Source organism: Paenarthrobacter sp. TAF1, from assembly GCF_052113825.1.
Classification (GTDB): domain Bacteria; phylum Actinomycetota; class Actinomycetes; order Actinomycetales; family Micrococcaceae; genus Arthrobacter; species Arthrobacter nicotinovorans.
In genome coordinates, this window is sequence record NZ_JBFRDO010000012.1 from 69226 (window position 1) to 87527 (window position 18302).

General features: G+C 61.5%; 18 protein-coding genes. 11 read left to right on the forward strand and 7 right to left on the reverse strand.

Going from position 1 to position 18302, the window contains the following annotated elements; all coding sequences use genetic code 11:
* Positions 1 to 4: 4 nt before the first annotated feature.
* Positions 5 to 484, reverse strand: coding sequence for a Dps family protein (locus tag AB4Y81_RS15270; RefSeq protein ID WP_014920468.1), 480 nt, complete (start codon positions 482 to 484; stop codon positions 5 to 7).
* Between the two features lie 308 nt (positions 485 to 792).
* On the opposite strand from AB4Y81_RS15270, the gene AB4Y81_RS15275 reads away from it, so the two are divergent.
* Positions 793 to 963, forward strand: a complete 171-nt coding sequence (locus tag AB4Y81_RS15275) for a hypothetical protein (RefSeq protein ID WP_018778938.1) — start codon at positions 793 to 795, stop codon at positions 961 to 963.
* 82 nt (positions 964 to 1045) lie between these two features.
* On the opposite strand, the gene AB4Y81_RS15280 is transcribed toward AB4Y81_RS15275, so the two are convergent.
* Positions 1046 to 1267 carry a hypothetical protein gene (locus AB4Y81_RS15280; RefSeq protein WP_018778939.1) on the reverse strand — a complete coding sequence of 74 codons (222 nt, stop codon included), beginning with the start codon at positions 1265 to 1267 and terminating at the stop codon, positions 1046 to 1048.
* Positions 1268 to 1382: 115 nt separating this feature from the next.
* Here AB4Y81_RS15280 and AB4Y81_RS15285 point away from each other — a divergent pair, with 115 nt between their 5' ends.
* Together AB4Y81_RS15285 and AB4Y81_RS15290 are read left to right on the forward strand one after the other, a co-directional pair.
* Positions 1383 to 1895: a DUF6328 family protein gene (locus AB4Y81_RS15285; protein WP_018778940.1), complete on the forward strand. Its 513-nt coding sequence runs from the start codon at positions 1383 to 1385 to the stop codon at positions 1893 to 1895.
* A 69-nt stretch (positions 1896 to 1964) separates the two neighbouring features.
* Complete coding sequence (locus AB4Y81_RS15290) at positions 1965 to 2231, forward strand: DUF7218 family protein (protein WP_055977300.1); 267 nt, start codon at positions 1965 to 1967, stop codon at positions 2229 to 2231.
* Positions 2232 to 2274: 43 nt separating this feature from the next.
* Here AB4Y81_RS15290 and AB4Y81_RS15295 read toward each other — a convergent pair whose 3' ends face one another.
* Complete coding sequence (locus AB4Y81_RS15295; protein WP_441996197.1) at positions 2275 to 2961, reverse strand: FadR/GntR family transcriptional regulator; 687 nt, start codon at positions 2959 to 2961, stop codon at positions 2275 to 2277.
* Positions 2962 to 3241: 280 nt separating this feature from the next.
* On the opposite strand from AB4Y81_RS15295, the gene AB4Y81_RS15300 reads away from it, so the two are divergent.
* Genes AB4Y81_RS15300 through AB4Y81_RS15315 form a run of 4 tightly spaced genes read left to right on the forward strand, consistent with a single transcriptional unit; the run spans position 3242 to position 7589 of the window.
* Positions 3242 to 4423: an aminotransferase class V-fold PLP-dependent enzyme gene (locus AB4Y81_RS15300; protein WP_441996198.1), complete on the forward strand. Its 1182-nt coding sequence runs from the start codon at positions 3242 to 3244 to the stop codon at positions 4421 to 4423.
* A gap of 59 nt (positions 4424 to 4482) precedes the next feature.
* Positions 4483 to 5778, forward strand: a complete 1296-nt coding sequence (locus AB4Y81_RS15305; protein WP_026267322.1) for an ABC transporter substrate-binding protein — start codon at positions 4483 to 4485, stop codon at positions 5776 to 5778.
* Between the two features lie 6 nt (positions 5779 to 5784).
* Positions 5785 to 6756, forward strand: coding sequence for a carbohydrate ABC transporter permease (locus AB4Y81_RS15310; RefSeq protein ID WP_018778945.1), 972 nt, complete (start codon positions 5785 to 5787; stop codon positions 6754 to 6756).
* A complete protein-coding gene (locus AB4Y81_RS15315) occupies positions 6753 to 7589 on the forward strand; it encodes a carbohydrate ABC transporter permease (protein WP_441996199.1) in 837 nt (278 codons plus the stop codon). Before AB4Y81_RS15310 ends, AB4Y81_RS15315 begins: the two co-directional genes overlap by 4 nt.
* Positions 7590 to 7677: 88 nt before the next feature.
* Here the strand turns inward: AB4Y81_RS15315 and ku are convergent, their stop codons facing one another.
* Positions 7678 to 8544, reverse strand: a complete 867-nt coding sequence (gene ku, locus AB4Y81_RS15320; protein WP_026267323.1) for a non-homologous end joining protein Ku — start codon at positions 8542 to 8544, stop codon at positions 7678 to 7680.
* A 38-nt stretch (positions 8545 to 8582) separates the two neighbouring features.
* Between ku and AB4Y81_RS15325 the strand changes: the two genes are divergently transcribed.
* On the forward strand, positions 8583 to 11153 hold the full coding sequence (locus tag AB4Y81_RS15325; protein ID WP_441996200.1) for an ATP-dependent DNA ligase: 2571 nt from the start codon (positions 8583 to 8585) through the stop codon (positions 11151 to 11153).
* 69 nt (positions 11154 to 11222) lie between these two features.
* Here the strand turns inward: AB4Y81_RS15325 and AB4Y81_RS15330 are convergent, their stop codons facing one another.
* Positions 11223 to 11483 (reverse strand): hypothetical protein, encoded by a 261-nt coding sequence (locus tag AB4Y81_RS15330; RefSeq protein WP_018778949.1) that lies wholly within the window; start codon positions 11481 to 11483, stop codon positions 11223 to 11225.
* A 34-nt stretch (positions 11484 to 11517) separates the two neighbouring features.
* Positions 11518 to 11718, reverse strand: coding sequence for a hypothetical protein (locus AB4Y81_RS15335; RefSeq protein ID WP_039239315.1), 201 nt, complete (start codon positions 11716 to 11718; stop codon positions 11518 to 11520).
* Between the two features lie 237 nt (positions 11719 to 11955).
* On the opposite strand from AB4Y81_RS15335, the gene AB4Y81_RS15340 reads away from it, so the two are divergent.
* Positions 11956 to 12756 (forward strand): putative protein N(5)-glutamine methyltransferase, encoded by an 801-nt coding sequence (locus AB4Y81_RS15340; protein ID WP_441996201.1) that lies wholly within the window; start codon positions 11956 to 11958, stop codon positions 12754 to 12756.
* A gap of 155 nt (positions 12757 to 12911) precedes the next feature.
* On the opposite strand, the gene AB4Y81_RS15345 is transcribed toward AB4Y81_RS15340, so the two are convergent.
* Positions 12912 to 14327: a DUF2130 domain-containing protein gene (locus tag AB4Y81_RS15345; RefSeq protein WP_441996202.1), complete on the reverse strand. Its 1416-nt coding sequence runs from the start codon at positions 14325 to 14327 to the stop codon at positions 12912 to 12914.
* Positions 14328 to 14612: 285 nt separating this feature from the next.
* Here AB4Y81_RS15345 and AB4Y81_RS15350 point away from each other — a divergent pair, with 285 nt between their 5' ends.
* Together AB4Y81_RS15350 and AB4Y81_RS15355 are read left to right on the forward strand one after the other, a co-directional pair.
* The gene (locus AB4Y81_RS15350) at positions 14613 to 16664 is read left to right on the forward strand and encodes a helix-turn-helix transcriptional regulator (RefSeq protein WP_441996203.1); all 2052 of its coding nucleotides are present in this window, start codon (positions 14613 to 14615) and stop codon (positions 16662 to 16664) included.
* Positions 16664 to 18292, forward strand: coding sequence for a type I restriction-modification system subunit M (locus AB4Y81_RS15355; RefSeq protein ID WP_441996204.1), 1629 nt, complete (start codon positions 16664 to 16666; stop codon positions 18290 to 18292). Before AB4Y81_RS15350 ends, AB4Y81_RS15355 begins: the two co-directional genes overlap by 1 nt.
* Positions 18293 to 18302 lie beyond the last annotated feature (10 nt).

The window sequence follows — 18302 nt, forward strand, 5'->3', positions numbered from 1 at the left end:
ATGCTCAGGCTTCGTCCGGATCGGTAACGGCAGCGCCGGCGTTCATGATCTCTGCGTTGATCATCCAGACCAGTTGCTCAAGGCGGGCGATAAACGCGTGCAGCAGGTCCGCCGTCGTGGGATCTTCCTCGTCCACCTCGTCATGGACGTCGCGCATGGTCTGGACAGCGCGTTCCACGCGGTCGGTAACCAGCTTGACGGCGTTCTTGGTGTTGACCAGGCCTGCCGGGAATTCCTCCAGGCGGGTGCCCTTGGCGATGGTCGCGCTGCGGCCGTCCGGCAGGGCATGGAGGGCACGCATGCGCTCGGCGGTGTCGTCAGCGAACTGGCGGGTGGCCAGGACGAGTTCGTCCAGCTGGAGGTGAAGATCGCGGAAGTTCGGTCCCACGATGTTCCAGTGTGCCTGCTTTCCCTGGAGCTGCAGCTCGATGAGGTCTGTCAGGACGATTTGAAGGTTGTCTGCAAGCTGCTGTGACGCTTTCATGTGTTCCTCTCATGGACTTTCATGTGAGCCAAAAACGCGCCGCAAGATTTCTGCGACGACTGCCCAATCATCAGGTGACGACTGCAATAAGCCTTTCATAAGGGTGCTTAGTAGTACAATGAGGAGTGTTACTGTTCACAGCTGGCGAACTTCATCACCCGATGAAACGCCGGCTGACAGGGGCAAAGGCACTTCGAGGCGGCGGAACGCCTCCAAGTACCGGCAAAACTAAATCGAAGTAAAACCGGAATGCATAGTTGGGAATCGGCGATTATTCAATGATTTCCCCGGAAAGGAATGTGCTGACCATGAATACGCTTCTGATCATTGCTGGTGTAGTAGCAATTGTTCTTCTTCTTGTGGGCGGCTTCTCGCAGGCCCTGAACTGGTTGCTGTGGGTAGGCGTTGTCCTTCTCGTCATCGCGGCCATCGGGTGGCTGCTGAGCTTCATGTCGGGACGCCGGGGCCATACGGTATAACCACCACCGAGGACTTCCGACAGGTCAACGAGGGCTGTACCTGCGCCCATCATTTGCACGCAGGGACGGCCCTCAGGCGCCCTTACCCTCCCTCAGGCTCCTGCCCTGTAGCCTCTGACGGCGGCGCAGCATCCGGATCCTTGGGCGTGGGGAACTCGTCACCCGGCACTTCGGGAACTCCTTCAGCCGGCCGCTCCGGCGTTTCGCGCCCGTCGCCGCTGCCGGGCATCTCCTGTTCGGGAGTCGGCGTACCGTAGCCGCCGGGCTCGCTGTCCGGGTCCACGCGGTGCTCGTCCTGACTCATTTTCTTCCTCCTTGGAAATCCGTTGAGGCCCCGATAAGAGTTCGAGGAATGCTGACAGTCCGACCGTAGTCCGGCACATCCCCGGCGTCCACCACACAGCTGCGGAGGCATGCGAATGGCAGAACAGGAACAAGTTCCCAGAATCGGCAGGAACGAGTCCACGGAAGAACGCATGGACCGCAACTGGATGGAACTCATCCAGGAGCTGCGGGTATTGCAAACGGGCGTCCAGATCCTGGGTGGCTTCCTGTTGACACTGCCGTTCCAGTCACGATTCGGGGAACTGGACGACTGGCAGCGCGGCCTTTACCTGTTCAACGTGATGGTGGCTGCCCTCACTACAGTGCTCATCGTCATTCCGGTCAGCGTTCATCGGCGACTCTTCCGCCGCGGGCTCAAGGCCACACTCGTCTCCAGCGCCGACATTGTCACCAAATGGGCCTTGGGAGGCGTCGCACTACTGATCGTAGGGTCCGCCACGCTGGTCTTCGATTTCACAGCTGGAAGGACCGCAGGCATTGTGGCCGGCGGCTTCATTGTCCTGACGTTGCTGTTGCTGGTGGTCGGCATGCCCCTGTGGCTCTACCGCCGGGGAATGAGCAGCAACGGACACAACAAGGAGGAGTGAGTCGCCCTGGAAGCTGCCACGAACTCCGAAGTATCACATGACCACAAACTCAGGGAAAGGAACCTGAACATGCCGGAAAAGAAGAACCCAAGCATCAAAGACCCTGAACTCTACGAGGAACTGCGCGACGACGGAGCCTCCAAGGAAAAAGCAGCCCGGATCTCCAACGCAGCGGCAGCCCGGGGACGCAAGGACGTGGGCCGTAAGGGAGGCAAATCAGGGGACTATGACGATTGGACCGTCGACAAACTGAAAGCCCGCGCCAAAGAACTCGGCCTGAAGGGTTACTCGGACAAGAAGAAGTCCGAACTCATTTCAATGCTGCGGAACCACTGACCCCGGAACCACTAACTCGTCCCCCGCCCCGGCCATGGCAACGTCAGAGCCGGGGCTCCGGCCTTAGTTTCCTGAGCCAGGTCTCCGTCTGGGCGATATGTGCGGCCGTCGCTGTCGCCGCCATGGTGGGATCACGCCGGGCGATCGCAGCCACGATCGCACTATGGCCTGAAGTGCTGTCCCTGCGCACGGCCGCGCCGTCCTCGCCGTCGAAAATGTGGAAATGCCCGCCTCGGGAGCGGAAAAGCCTGACCAGCGCATTCAGCGTCGAGTTGCCGCCCGCACGGCAGATTTCCTCATGGAACTCTGAATCCAGCTCGGAGTATTCGCCGGGGTCGACCGTGGCCTCCATGCTCTCCACAAGCGCGGTCAACTTCGCCAGGACTTCAGGAGTGGCATTGGCAGCCGCCGCCGCAGCGGCATGGGATTCCATGAGACGGCGGATCTCGAAGAGTTCCAGCAGACCGTCCAACGGCAACAGGTCCACCAGCAGGGCGAAGTTCTGAAGGATCACCGTGGGCTCCAGGGACGAGACATACGTTCCCGAGCCATGCCTGGATTCCATGACGCCCAGTGCCGACATCGCCCTCACTGCCTCCCTGAGGGAACTCCGCGATACGCCCAGCTGCGCCGCCAACTCCGCTTCCGGAGGACATTTCTGACCAGCCGCGAGTTCACCCGAGGCAATTTTGTTCCTCAGGCCCTGCATCGCCGTTTCGACAGCACCCAATACGTCGCCTCCTCCAGATTCCGGTATCACGCTACCGCACCGGGACGCCCGGGCAGCTGAGTGAGGGCATTGTCATGCCTTCTGTTCAAGACATCGTACCTTTTGATCCAAACATGGGTTGATTAGGCAGGAATATCACCGGAAAACGACAGAGTCATCTTATGACTATTTTGGATTGTCCGTTGTCTTGGTCAAAGCTGTGATGTAACTTACAGAGCGTTGACCCATTCCTCCGACGAAGGACGCCGTGTTCCCAGCACCCCTCACAGTCCCCCGCCCGATGTTGACCCCCGAGGGCCGGCCCGCAATGGCCGACTGGAGCCTTACACCGTCCAAGGTCCACCTCAACCACGGTTCATATGGGTCCGTTCCCCGCGCTGCCCAGGCACATCAGTTGAAGCTCAAGGAGCTTATGGACCAGAACCCCTGTCCGTGGTTCATGGGCCAATTCGAGCTGGTAGCCACGGCGCGACGGGAGATTGCAGAGTTCCTCAGGGTCGATCCGCAACACGTGGCGCTGGTCCACAACGCCAGCGCGGGCGTCAGTGCCGTCTACAACTCACTGGACTTCGCTCCCGGCGCCGAAATCGTGACCACCAGCCACGCCTACGGAGCGGTGCTGCAGGGGGCGGAGCGGGTCGCTCGCAGGTGCGGCGGCCAGGTCCGGATTGCAGAGATACCCCTCGAGGCGGATGCGGAGGCAGTTTGCGCCCTGGTCATGGCGGAAGTAACGCCCAGGACAGCTCTGATCGTGGTGGACCACATCACCTCCGCAACTGCCCGCGCCTTCCCCGTCGAGGGAATCGCCCGCGCGCCTTCCCGTCTGGGTGTACCTGTGCTGGTGGACGCCGCCCACGCTCCGGGAGTTCTGGAGTTCCCGGTCCCCGATTTTGAGGGCTTTTGGGTTGGTAACCTGCACAAATTCGCTTGTGCGCCACGAGGCACCGCAGCGTTGGTGGCGCGCGGACCAGAAGCACAGGCACTGGAACCGTTGATCGATTCGTGGGGGTTCCCGTACAGCTTCCCGGAGAACTTCGACCACGTGGGAACCCAGGACGTGACCTCGTGGATGGCGGCCCGGACCGCCTTCGACACCATAGAGGAGCGATACGGCTGGGCAGCTTTCCGCAGCTACGCCAAGGAGTTGTGCGACTATGGCCAATCACTGATCAGCGAGGCATTTGCCAGTGCCACAGGGCAGAACCCGGCAGTGGACGTCGGCATGCCGGTGGGACCCCTGCGCCTGATCCGCCTGCCGGAGGGGCTCGCCACTACCCACGAGGATTCCCACGCGGTCCGCGGCTACATCTCAGACCACCTGGACATCGAAACTGCCATCACCACGTTCAACGGACAAGGTTTCCTGCGGCTTTCGGCCCATTTGTACAACTCCCCCAAGGACTACGAGATATTCGCGGAAAAGGCAGTCCCGGAACTCGTCCGGCTTGCCCGTTCCCTCTAGACCCCACCCGCACCCGCTCAGCCGGTGCAAATCACTTAACCAATCAACGGAGGACCCACGTGAAATCCAGAATTATGGCGTCTGCGGCAGCAGGCCTGGCGGCAGTTCTTGCACTTGCCGGGTGTGGAGGCGGCCAGTCAGCGGCCGATGGCAAGGTCACCTTGAAGATGGTGGAAAGCCTGACGAACCCCACCCGGACGGAAACCCTGAAGAAGCTCATTTCCGGTTTCGAACAGGCAAACCCCGACATCAAGGTGGAGCTCATTTCGCCACCCACCGATCAGGCGGACCAGAAGATCCAGCAGATGCTCCAGTCCGGCAAAGGCATCGATGTGGTGGAGGCCCGTGACATCACCGTGGGTTCCTTCGGCGCCAACAACTGGCTCTACGACATGACCAAGGACCTCGATGGCTGGGACGGCTGGAACAACCTGACAGACAACGCGGTCACGTACTCGAAGCAAAACGGCAAGACCTACTACATCCCGTACGGTTTCTACGGCCTTTCCCTTTTCTACCGTTCGGACCTGGTCAAGGAGGCCGGATTCGACGGCCCTCCGAACAGTTGGGAAGAGATGGCGAAGCAGGCCGAGGCGCTCAACAAACCCGCCGAAAACAAGTTCGGTTACGCCTTCCGTGGCGGCACCAATGCCAACTCCAACGCCGTCGCCATCATCGAGGCATACGTGGCAGACGAGATCGACCGGGAAAACGCCTTCAAGCTGACGAACGGCAAGACGATCTTCTCCTCCCCCAAGGCCCAGCAAGCCATGGATCTGTACATTGACCTGTTCAAGAAGGGTTCCCCGCCGTCGTCGGTAGCCTGGGGCTACCCCGAAATGGTGCAGGGCTTCAGCAACGGCTCCACGGCTTTCCTGCTTCAGGATCCCGAAGTCATTGCCACCGTCAAGGAGTCACAGTCCATCAAGCAGGACCAATGGAACGTCGCACCCTTGCTGGTAGGACCGGGCGGCAAGGCAATCCAGCCCGTGGCTTCGGCGGGTTGGGGCATCGCTGAGTCATCCAAGTCCAAGCCCGAGGCAGTCAAGCTCATCAAGTACCTGGCACAGGGAGATGCTGCCACTACGTTCAGCAAGGACAACAGCCTGGTGCCCACACTGAAGTCCGCAGCCCAGGACACCTTCTACAGCACCGGACCATGGGCTGCCTACGTGAAGATGACTGAGAACCCTGATACGTACGTCTCGGCGATCCAGCCCCGCAGCGTCTCCTGGTGGACTGAATGGATCAAGAAGTCCGACGGTGAACTTCAACGCGTCCTCACGGGCCAGATGTCCACGTCTGACCTGCTGTCCAGTTGGGACAGTTACTGGACCGAAAAGATGAAGGGATAGCTTCCGGTGACTCTCGACGTCAAGCAGGCCGCACCGCCCCCTTCGGGGCGGAAAGCCGCGCTGTCGGAACCGGGCAGGGGCAACCCGTCCAAGCGACGGTTCAGCGGCCGGACAGCGCTGACCCTGCTGGCTTTCCTGGCTCCGGCTGCGGTCTTCGTGGGGATCTTCACGTACTACCCCATGATTGCCGGCAGCCAGATGGCCTTCCGGAACTGGAACCTGAATGACCTTTCCGATACCTCCTGGGTAGGTTTGGGGAACTTCCAGAGCCTGTTCGATGCCCCTGAGTTCGGGACGATTGTCCGCAATACGGTGGTGTGGGTTGTTGGCTCCCTGGTTCCGCAGGTGGTTATTGGCTTCGCGGTGGCACTGTTCCTGAAGCGCCGGTTCCGGATGCGCGGGGCGTACCAGGCCATGATCTTCTTCCCGTGGGCGGTGTCGGGTTTCCTCATCGGCATGCTGTTCCGGTGGATGTTCAATGCGGAGTTCGGGGTGGTCAACGACCTTCTGATGAAGGCGGGGCTCATCAGTTCGCCTATTCCGTGGCTGTCCGACCCCGGGTTCGCCATGACAGCGATCATCATTGCCAACATCTGGTACGGCGTGACGTTCTTCGCCATCATGATCCTCGCGGCGCTGCAGTCGGTGTCCGACGAAATGTATGAGGCCGCCGCTTTGGATGGTGCGGGCAAGGTACGGACGTTCTTCAGCATCACGCTGCCAAGCATTTCGACGACGCTGGCGCTGACCATCCTGTTGCGGGTGATCTGGATCTTCAACTTCCCGGACATCATCTTCGCCATGACAGGCGGCGGACCGGCCGACCAGACCCACATCATCACCACGTACATGATCAAGATTACCCAGGAGGGCGACTACGGAAAGGCGTCCGCCCTGGGGTTGATCGTGATGGTCACCCTCATGCTGTTTGCAGCCTTCTACCTCATGGCTGTCCGTTTCCGAAAGGCAGACCGATGATCAACACTCCCTCGCTCTTCGGCCGGGTTTCAAAGGYCGTCTTTTTGGGCTTGTGCCTGATCGTCACCGTCTTTCCGCTGTATTGGATCGTGGTGACATCCCTCAAGGAGCCGGGGGCCATCTATTCGCTGCCCTTGGATTATTGGCCACGGCAGCTGTCGCTGGACAACTACATCGGTCTTTTCACGAAGTCCGACTTTGGCCAGTACATGCTGAACAGTCTGGTGGTAGCGCTGGTGGCGTCGTCGGTGGCCACGCTCATCTCGTTGCTCTCCGCTTATGTCCTGGCGAGGTTCCAGTTCTCCGGACGAGGGGCTGTGCTTGGCGCGTTCCTCATCACGCAGATGATTCCCGGGTTCATTGCCTTGGGCCCGCTGTACCTGATGATGACCGACTTCGGGCTGGTGGATTCCAAGACCGGCCTGATCCTGATCTACATCGCCATCTGCATCCCGTTCTGCACCATCATGCTCCGCGGCTTCTTCGAGAACGTCCCCGACGCTTTGGAAGAGGCCGCCATGATTGATGGCTGTTCGAGGCTGAGCGCGCTCTTCAGGGTGATCGTTCCGGTGATGCTTCCGGGCATTGCGGCGAGTTTCGTCTTCAACTTCGTCAACTGCTGGAACGAGTTGTTCCTGTCCGTGACACTCATGAACAGCGACAGCAACAAGACCATCCCGACGGCGTTGGCCGGCTTTATCTCCAGCTTCAACATTGACTGGGGTTCCATGTCCGCTGCCGCGGTTTTGACAGTGGTACCCACGCTGGTGATTTTCGCGTTCGCCAGCAAGTTCATTGTCCAGGGGCTCACTGCGGGCTCAGTCAAAGGCTGAGCCAGGCACGCAAGAGGAAAGCAGCGCCGGTACCTTCCGGCGCTGCTTTCCTCTTGCGTATCAAGCGATTAAATGCCCGACGCCGGACTCACGCCTTTTTCTTCGCCCGCGCCTTTGGCTTGCCGGCAGTTTTGCTGGCGGCAGCGTCGTCGTCGGACGCTTTTTCCTTGCCGCGTTTCTTGTCGAGGCTGCGTTTCAGGGCCTCCATGAGGTCGATGACGTCGCCGCCTTCTCCTTCGCCTTCGACGTTGCCGAAGGTGGCCTCCGTGTCCAGGGCCTCACCCTTTTCGAGCTTGGCTTCGATGAGTGTCTTCAACTGGGCCTGGTAGTCGTCGGTGTATTCATCCGGGTCGAAGTCGTGGGCCATGGATTCCACCAGTGCGGAGGACATTTCCAGTTCCTTGTCGGAAATCTTGATGTCTGTTTCCAAGGACGGGAACTTGGCTTCGCGGACTTCGTCACCCCATAGGAGCGCCTGCAGCAGCAGCACGTCTCCACGCACGCGAAGGGCCCCCAATCGGGTCTTTTGGCGCAGCGCATACTGGACGATCGCGATCCTGTCCGTGTCCTCCAGCGTCTGGCGCAGCAGCATGTAGGCCTTGGGCGATTTGGAATCAGGCTCCAGGAAATAGCTGCGCTCGTACATGATCGGGTCCAGCTGCTCGGCGGGGATGAACTCCACCACCTCTATTTCGCGGCTGTTCTCCTCCGGCAGGGACTTCAGCTCGGCGGCGGTGAGGACCACGGTGCGGCCCTCTTCCTCGTAGGCCTTGTCGATGTCCTCGTAAGCTACGACTTCGCTGCAAATTTCGCACTTACGCTGGTACCTGATGCGTCCGCCGTCCTTATTGTGGACTTGGTGCAGGCCAATGTCGTGATCCTCCGTGGCACTGTAGAGCTTCACTGGTACGTTGACCAGACCGAACGCGATAGATCCCTTCCATATAGCCCTCATGCACCCAGTCAACAGCACAACACAGCGGAGGAGAAGAGGTGGCAGGCAAGCAGCAGGAGCGGGTGACCGTGGAAGGCCACGAACTCACCCTCACCAACCTGGGCAAAATCATTTACCCGGAAACCGGGACCACCAAGGCTGAGGTCCTTGAGTACTACGCCACCGTGGCCCCCTTCCTCATCCCCGCCGCGGCCAACCGGCCCGTCACGCGCAAACGCTGGGTCAACGGCGTGGGCACGACAGAACATCCCGGTGAGGTGTTCTTCCAGAAGAACCTGGAGGACTCAGCGCCACGCTGGATCCCCCGGGCCGCCATCCAGCATTCGGACCACACCAACGTCTATCCGATGGTGAACAACCTGGCCACGCTCACGTGGATGGCCCAGATCGCGTCCCTGGAAATCCACGTTCCGCAATGGCAGGTGGATGCTGCAGGCAAGCCCCTCAGGCCCGACCGCTTCGTCCTGGACCTCGATCCCGGTCCCGGCGCCGGACTGCCCGAATGCGTGGAAGTTGCCACCCTGGCCCGTTCCATCCTGCAGGACATGGGCATGGAACCTGTCCCCGTCACCAGCGGAAGCAAAGGCATCCATCTCTATACAGGGCTCGACGGCACGTTGAAATCCGAGCAAGTGTCCGCGTTCGCCCATGAGCTCGCGCGCGCCCTGGAAGCCGATCACCCTGACCTCGTGGTCAGCGATATGAAGAAGTCCCTGCGCAAGGGCAAGGTCCTGGTGGACTGGAGCCAGAACAGCGGGAACAAGACAACGATCGTGCCGTACTCCTTGCGTGGGAGGGCCCAACCAACGGTGGCGGCTCCCCGGACGTGGCAGGAGCTGGCCTCTCCTTCCCTTGACCAGTTGGACTACACGGAAGTGATGGAACGGGTCAGTTCGGGCAAGGACCACTTCGCGCCCATCTCGGACCGGCACCTGCCGCCCCATGGCGAGGACGACAATGACGACGCCGGCGCGTCCGCTGTGTCGGGCGGTGGCCGCGAGCGCGTGGTAACGGTCGGGAATCGTCTCGCCAAATACGTCGGGATGCGCGATCCGGGCAAAACCCCGGAGCCGTTTCCGTCGTCGTCGGCTGCTTCTGCGGTGTCGCAGGGCCCCGCTTCCTCCGCGCAGCCCAAGCCGGGCGATCCGGCGCCGGCCGGCGGAATCTTCGTGATCCAGGAGCACCACGCCCGCCGCTACCATCTTGACCTGCGCCTGGAGCACAACGGTGTCCTGGCTTCCTGGGCGCTGCCCCGCGGTGTCCCGGAAACGTCCGAGCGGAACAATCTGGCCGTGCACACCGAGGACCACCCTATGGAGTACGCAACGTTCGCCGGGGTCATTCCGAAGGGCGAGTACGGGGCGGGAACCATGACCATTTGGGACCGCGGCGAGTTCACGTGCGAGAAGTGGCGCGATGGCAAGGAAGTCATCGCGACGCTCACGGGCGAGCCGGGTGGTGGACTAGGCGGCACCAAACGCCTGGCCCTGATCAATACGGGCGACCGCTGGCTGATCCACCTGATGAAGGAACAGCCGGGCGCCAGGCGGACCGCCGCAACCGCGCCCGCAGCGCAGCGCCAGGCCCCGCCGGAGCCGGAGTCAGCGCCCGAGCCCAAGCAGGAGCCACAGCCCTTGCGCGACTACGCTCCGATGCTTGCCACGTCCGGGACCACCGCTGATCTTCGCGGCGACAACTGGCTGTATGAGCTCAAGTGGGACGGTATCCGGGCCATCATCACCGGTACCGAGGGCCGGATCCGCCTGATGAGCCGCAATGGGAACGACCTCACGGCTGCCTACCCTGAACTGACGGACCGCGCGTGCTGGCCCGAAGGGGACTTCGTGGCGGACGGCGAAATCGTCGCCCTCGGCAAGGGGTCCAGGCCGGATTTCGGCCGGCTGCAGCTCCGTATGAACCTGGTGAAAACGGCCGACATCGAGCGGGCCCGGGTCTCGGTGCCGGTACAGCTCATGCTCTTTGATTTGCTGTACGACGCCGGCGCGGACTTGAGCGGGCTGCCTTTCGTCGAGCGTCGAGAAAGGCTGGACGCGTTCGCCGAACGCATGCCAGGCGGCTGCCCGGTTCACGTTTCCGCCGTGCTTGACCACGACGTCGACGACCTCATGACCAGCGCCGCGGATCTGGGCCTGGAGGGCGTGATGGCCAAGAAAGCCGACAGCCGTTATGTGGTCGGCCGCCGCAGTGCTTCATGGATCAAGCTCAAGCTGGAGCAGAGCCAGGAAGTAGTGGTGGGCGGCTGGCGGCCCGGCGCGGGCGCCCGAAGCGGAACTTTCGGGGCGTTGCTGCTGGGCGTCCCCGACGGCGACACCTTGCACTACGTGGGAAGGGTGGGCACAGGGTTCAAGGACTGGCAGCTGCGGGACATCATGGAGCAGTTGGAGCCGCTGGTGGTGGACGACTCCCCGTTCAAAGACATTCCGAGGGAGGACGCGGCCGGAGCGCACTGGGTGAAGCCGGTGCTGGTGGCCGAGGTGACTTTCGGCAACTGGACAGGCCCTGGCAGGCTTCGTCATCCGGTGTGGCGGGGCTGGCGTCCGGACAAGTCCCCCTCAGACGTCAGCCAGCCCAACCAGGGGGATCGATAACGCTGTACTGACGGGTCAATACGACGTTTGCTGTCCCCCCGGTTGGGCTGGCTGTGCTGCTTGGTGCGGCTAGGAGGAGTGTGGCATCTGCGGGCGGCTGGTCCGGTGGATCGCCGTCACGGCTGCTCCCTGGCCCATGCGTCCGTGGGCCTGGTCGCGTTCCTTCGGGTGGCGGCGTTTGCCGTTTCCGTCAGGCCACTGCTTGCTTGGGTCCGCGCCCAAGGCCACGGCAATGGTTGTTGGCTCGGGCATGGGAGCCATGTCCATGGACTCCACCAAGTGGCTTGCAACCTCAGGATCGATGCTCTCAGTATTGTGATTCGCAGTCATGGTTCTTCCTTTCCAGTGCGCCTGTCCGCTGGACTTACCAGCGGACCTTTTTCTCGGTCTTGGCCTGCTTACCGCTCGCGGCCGTGGGTTTGTGCCCCTTGCCGGTGCTTTGCCAGCCGGCCGGTGCGCCACCGCCGGACTTACTGGCCAGCATCGCCCTCTGGGCGTCGGTCAGCTTGGATTTGATACCGCCGGCAGCGGGGGTTTTGTTGTTATCTGTCGGGTTGGCAGTCATATGGACTCCTGGAAGTAAGTGAGTCCTGAAGAGACACGTATCCCGTGGCGTTCGGTTCGAGAAAAGGCGTCGACAACGGGAACGGCATGGAGGCAAGCCTCAACAGGCGTGGATTTTTGTCTTCTGTCAGGCAGGGCGTGCTCACAGCAGAGCACGGGCCTGTCTACTCAAAAATCAGTGTTCCCATGCGTCATACCCTAACCGCGATCCTCCATATTTGTGAACCCCTCGGCTAGCATGACTCTCGTGATCCGGACTACGTCGATCGTCGCTGCCCTTCGCGATGCCGGTTGTGTTTTTGCCGAGGACGAAGCCCGTCTCCTGATCGATGCCGCCACCCATCCGGAGGAGCTCAACCGGATGGTGGATCTGCGCGTCGCCGGACTGCCGCTGGAGTACATTCTCGGATGGGTGGATTTCTGCGGGACCCGGATAGCTGTTGATCCGGGGGTCTTCGTGCCCCGGCGTCGCACCGGGTTCCTGGTGCGGCAAGCGGCACTCAAAGCCCGTCGGTCAATCGTTGGGCGCCGTGCCGTCGTCGTGGATCTCTGCTGCGGGTCCGGAGCGATAGGTGCCGCCCTCAACGACATCCTGGACGGCTGCGAACTGCACGCCGCGGATATCGATCCTGCCGCGGTGGCGTGCGCCAGGCGCAACCTGGAGCCTCGTGGCGGCACTGCTTATCTGGGCGATCTCTTCGATCCGCTCCCCCGCCGGCTGCTGGGCCGGGTTGACGTGCTCCTGGTCAATGCTCCCTACGTCCCCACGGAGTCGATCAGCCTGATGCCTCCGGAAGCGCGGCTGCACGAGCCCGCTGTGGCGCTCGACGGCGGCGCTGACGGTTTGGATGTGCACCGTCGGGTGGCGCTTGAAGCGCCTGGGTGGTTGGCGCCGGGCGGGTGGCTCCTGATCGAGACATCGCGGCAGCAGTCCGTCGAAACGGCCGCCCTCCTGAGCGCCTCGGGGTTGATGGCCGACGTGGTGACGGATGAGGATCTCGATGCCACACTGGTGGTGGGGGCTGCACCCGGCCACTGAACCGTCGGCTTTCGAGGACACACAGAGACAGTGAAGACCAGCACCTTCCAGGTGCTGGCCTTCACTGGTTCAGGGAGTGTCGGCACGTTTTCGCTGCTGTGGGCTTCCAGCATTTGTGGTGGATTTGTGATCAGAGCGCTCCCCGCAATGGCGCGTCAGTTGACGTCCCATCCTGCCGCCTTCGCCGCCTCCAACTCGGCAAATTTGGCAGTCATTGTCGAGTTACCCCGCGTCAGCTTCCTAATGGTGAGATCGTCGGCTTTGGCGTTCGCACGCCGCAGGTTGTCGGCAGACTTCTGCAGCGCCACTTTCGTCTTTTCCAAGTCCTTGATCGCTTCGTCGATGCGCTTGATCGCCTCGACGAAACCGTCGGAAGCGAGCCGCCAGTTCCGACCGAACGCGTCCTTGAAATCGCTGATCTGCTGTTCGAAATTAGTGATGTCCAAGTTTTGCGCCTTGACCATCGCAAGTTCGGTCTTGAATTCGAGCGAATTCATCGCGGCATTCCGCAGCAGCGCGATCAACTGGATGAAGAACTGCGGCCGGATGACGTACATCTTCGGATAGCGGTGAGAGACATCGACGATCCCGGTGTTGTAGAGCTCGCTGTCAGGCTCGAGCAGAGAGACCAGCACGGCGTACTCGCACCCCTTCTCCGTGCGATCCTTATCCAGCTCTTTCAGGAAGTCTTCGTTCTTATGCTTGGTCGCGGTTCCGTCGTTCTCGTTCTTCATCTCAAACATGATCGACACAATCTCAGTACCGGCACTATCGGAGTCGCGGAAGATGTAATCACCCTTGCTCCCGGCCCGCGCATCGTTGTCCTTCTCGAAATAGGCAAGGGGAAAGGCTGTGGCACGAATGCGATTGAACTCGGTCTCACAGTGCTGCTCAAGAGTTTCCCCGACCATTTTGGTCGACAGCTTCGCTTTCAGGTCCCGCAGCCGCTCGATCTGTTCTTCCCGGTCCTTGATCTGGGTCTCGTACTTGTCTTTCAGAGCCTTCTCACCGAGCTGCTTCTCGAGATCGGCCCGTTCAAGGCTGCTCTTGAGTTTGTCTCGCTCCTTTTCGACCGTGTTGACTGCTTCGGAGATCTCAAGCTTCTGCGCGGTTTCGATGGCTTCGAGCTTCGCCTTGAGGTCCTGGATAGCGGAGTCTTTCTCCGATGCAGTCTTCTGAAGTTCGTTAGCGAGCTTCGCCTCGGCCAGTTCAACCGATGCCTGTTTCTCCTGCTTCGCCTGTTCGAGCTCCTTCATCAGCCCATCGCGCTCCTTTTCGACGGCCCCAAGCGCCTCTGTTACGGCGAGCTTCTGTGCAACCTCACCCGCATCGAGCTTCGACTTCAGCTCCTGGATCTCAGCATCCTTGGCTGCCGCGATCTTCTGACGTTCGCTGGCGGACTTCGTCTCCGCGAGCACGAGAGCAGTGGCCTTGTCCTGCTCTGCCAGTTCAAGCCGTTCGTTGAGCTGCTGTTCAAACTCAGCATCGCGAACCTGCTTGGCGATGTCGGCGTAGCCGGCTTCGTCGATAGTAAATGTCTGTCCGCAGTGCGGGCACTTGATGTCATGCATGTCTGGAACCTCAATCAGCTATGTCGGCCTCGTACGGCCGCACTCGTGGACCCCCCGATCTTTCGGAAGGAGAGGGATTGTCGAAATACGCGGAAACCGGTCCCCCAATGCATGGTTTCCTGCAGTAGTCGCAACTCCGGAGACCTTCCCTCGTTGCTTGAGAACGAAACTACGGCAAGGATTCTGAAACAAAAACGAACATATTGATAACCCCACTTATCAGTGATGCGGTTTTATAGTTGTTCCACGGAGATAAGCTGAGGTCAACGACAAAGGGAGAGGGACATGAACCAAACAGAAACAATGCACATGACCCTCTCGGACGTTGCCGCCCTCGCGCAGGTCCAGCGCCCCGTTGTGTCCATGTGGCGCAAACGCAGCGCCGGATCCGCCCACCCATTTCCGAAGCCTGTAGCGCTCAACGGCAGGTTGGAACTCTTCGACTCCGGCCACATCGCCGCGTGGCTGACCGACACGGGACTGGGCAACAACCCCGAGGCCGCCAACGACGTCGCCGCCTTCGCCCGCATGCCCGGCATGACTGCCGGAGCCCGGGGAGACACCTTCGAAACTCTCACAGCTCTGCTGACGCTCAAGGCGATTACCGGGAACTCGTTGGCACAACTGAGCCGGGAAGACTTGCTGGACGCTGCAGACGAGTGCGATCCGGATGACATATTCCTGTACTCCGAAATGGAAGCGGGGGGCACCTCAGTTACCTCCACAGCGGCATTCGCCGACCGGCTGGTGGATGGTGCCTACAACATAGCGGCAGCATTCGAGCATTTGCTTGCCGCGAGGTTCCGCGAGGAGCTGAAGGAGTACTCCGCCACAGCCCTCACCGACTCTGCCGTGGGGTTGGTCGCAGCTGCGGCCGTTGAATTGGCGGCGACGCTTGGCGGCGACTCCGTTTTTGCTGATTCCACACGAGGCGGTAGCGATCTTCTGCTGGGCGTCGTTCACGCCGCCGGGGAAGGAACGCCGGTCACCGTTCTGACAGCGGACGACGACGGCGGTTCAGGTCGCCTGGTGCGTCGCCGGCTGCGGGTGCACGGCGTGGAGTGCGGGCAGATCCATCTCGATCCAAGCGGAGAATTCGCTGTTCAAGGGCCTGTGGTTCACGTAGCTCAGTACCCATCCCCAAGCGAATCCGGCATGGACGGGGCGCAGATCCTTGCGGCAGTGGAGCAGCTTCTTTTGCAGATGGATGATCAACAGAGGGCGGTCATCATCGGCCCGGCTCGGGTTCTCTGCGATCCACCGAAGGACGGCGGCCCTACAGGGCTTCGTGCGGAGTTGCTGCGAATCGGCCGGGTCCGCGCCATCGTGCGACTGCCCCAAGGCCTGCTGCGCGCCAAACCCCGCGAAGCCCAGGCCCTCTGGGTGCTTGGACCGTCGTTCCCGGAGGTTCCCATTGCTGAACGCTGGACCATGGTGGCGGACCTCAGTACCCAAGACCTCACAGAGGACGTAAAGCAGGACCTGGTCAGTGACATCGTTGCCTCCATGGGAAACGGCGCAACGGTGCGCGCCCATGCCTTCCGATTCGCCCGGCTGGCGCAGACCCGGCACCTACTGGCTAGCAGGAAATCCTTGGTGCCCGCGCCACCCCGCCGTTCGGCTGGCAATCCGAACGGTGCCGAGGCAGCACTTCGGCTGGAGGAACTGTCGCATCTGCTGCAGTCCAACGACCCGTCGGTCTTACACGTCTGGCCYACAACTACGAACATCAACATTCAGGCAGCAACAGTCCAAGAACTCCTCTCCGCTCGCGCTCTCAAGCACATCAAGGGAAACCGGGTGGCGGAGGCGGACCTGAACACGCAGAAGGGAACCCGGGCTTTGGGGCCGGCGGAGCTGCTCGACCCGCAGAACGCACCCCACCGCTACATAGGCCTCCTGGATCTGGCAGCCAACTATCCTTCGAGCCGGCTCACTCATCCAGGCGACGTCGTCTTCTGCGCGAATCCCCGGCCCGCTGCCATGGTGGACACGGATGGTGGCTCCGTCGTCACGTTCCCTGCGAAGGTCCTACGGGTCGAGGTAGGTGACCCGGGCGGGCTGTCTCCGTTCGTCGTTGCCTCTGACATCAACAGCCTTTCCCCAACGGACAAAGACTGGCGCCGGTGGCGCCTGCGTCGCGTACCTGAGGTCCAGCTGAGAAGACTGGGCGATACTCTTGCCCGGTTGCAGCACGAGCAGCAACAGGCCCGAGAACGGCTCGGGCAGCTCCACGAAGTCGCTACGCTGATTACGGACGGCGTGGCGAGCGGAAGCCTCACCCTGATAGATCCCAGCAATAATCTCGCCGAACCAGCGACAAAAGGAACCCAGTAATGCCCCCGAAATTGAAGGTGGACCTCGCCCCGTCCACCATAAAGGAACTCAAGGACACCCTCTGGAAAGCCGCGGACAAGCTGCGCGGCTCTATGGATGCCTCACAGTACAAGGACGTGATCCTGGGCCTGGTGTTCCTGAAGTACGTTTCCGACGCCTTCGACGAACGCCGTGAGCAGATCCAAGCCGAACTGGAGGCGGACGGACTCAACGAGGACCAGATCGCTCAGTTGATCGACGACGTCGACGAGTACACCGGGCGCGGCGTCTTCTGGGTTGCCCCCCGGGCACGGTGGAGCTATCTGGCGGCGAACGCCAAGGGCCTGCCTGCAGCCATGGGCGAGCACCCGAAGTTAGTGGGCCAGCTCATCGATGAGGCCATGGACATGATCATGATGGACAACAAGTCCCTGGCTGCCACGCTCCCCCGCATCTACAACAGGGACAACGTGGACCAGCGACGCCTGGGCGAGTTGCTGGACCTGTTCAACTCCGCGCGGTTCACAGGCCAGGGCGCGAGCAAAGCCCGAGACCTGCTCGGTGAGGTGTACGAGTACTTCTTGGAAAAGTTCGCCAAAGCTGAGGGCAAGCGCGGCGGCGAGTTCTACACTCCGGCCGGCGTGGTTCGCGTCTTGGTGGAGGTTCTGGAACCCCATCGTGGTCGCGTCTATGATCCCTGCTGCGGATCCGGCGGCATGTTCGTCCAGGCCGAAAAGTTCCTCGAGGCCCACAATATGGAAGGCTCCGACATCTCCGTCTACGGCCAGGAGCTCAACGAGCGCACCTGGCGGATGGCAAAGATGAACCTGGCCATCCACGGCCTCAATGCCAACCTCGCCTCCCGCTGGGGTGACACCTTTGCCCGCGACCAGCACCCGGAACTCACCGGCAACAACGGCGCCGACTTCATCATGGCCAACCCGCCCTTCAACATCAAGGACTGGGCCCGCTCAGAATCAGACCCCCGCTGGAAGTACGGCGTCCCTCCGGCCGGAAACGCCAACTACGCCTGGATTCAGCACATCATCTCCAAGCTGGCCCCGGGCGGTAGCGCCGGCGTGGTCATGGCCAACGGCTCCATGTCCTCCAACTCCGGCGGCGAGGGCGAGATCCGCGCCCAGCTGGTGGAGGCTGACCTCGTCTCCTGCATGGTAGCCCTGCCCACGCAGCTGTTCCGCAGCACCGGTATCCCGGTGTGCACGTGGTTCTTCGCAAAAGACAAGACGGCCGGCCCCCGCGGCTCTGTGAACCGGACCGGGCAAGTGCTGTTTATCGATGCAAGGAACCTTGGCGACATGGTGGACCGCGCCGAGCGTGCGCTGTCCGACGACGACATCGCGAAGATCGCCAACACCTTCCACGCGTGGCGCGGCACAGCTTCGGCGGTTGAGGCCGGACTGACGTACGACGACGAGGCTGGCTTTTGCTATTCGGCCACACTTGCCGAGATCAAGGCTGCGGACTACGCGCTGACGCCCGGACGGTACGTCGGCGCTGCTGAAGTGGAGGACGATGGCGAGCCGATCGAGGAGAGGATTGCACGGCTTTCGAAGGAGCTGTTTGAACAGTTCGAAGAGTCTGAGCGGCTGGCGGCGGTTGTGCGCGAGCAGTTGGGGAGGGTTCTGTGAACACCGGACG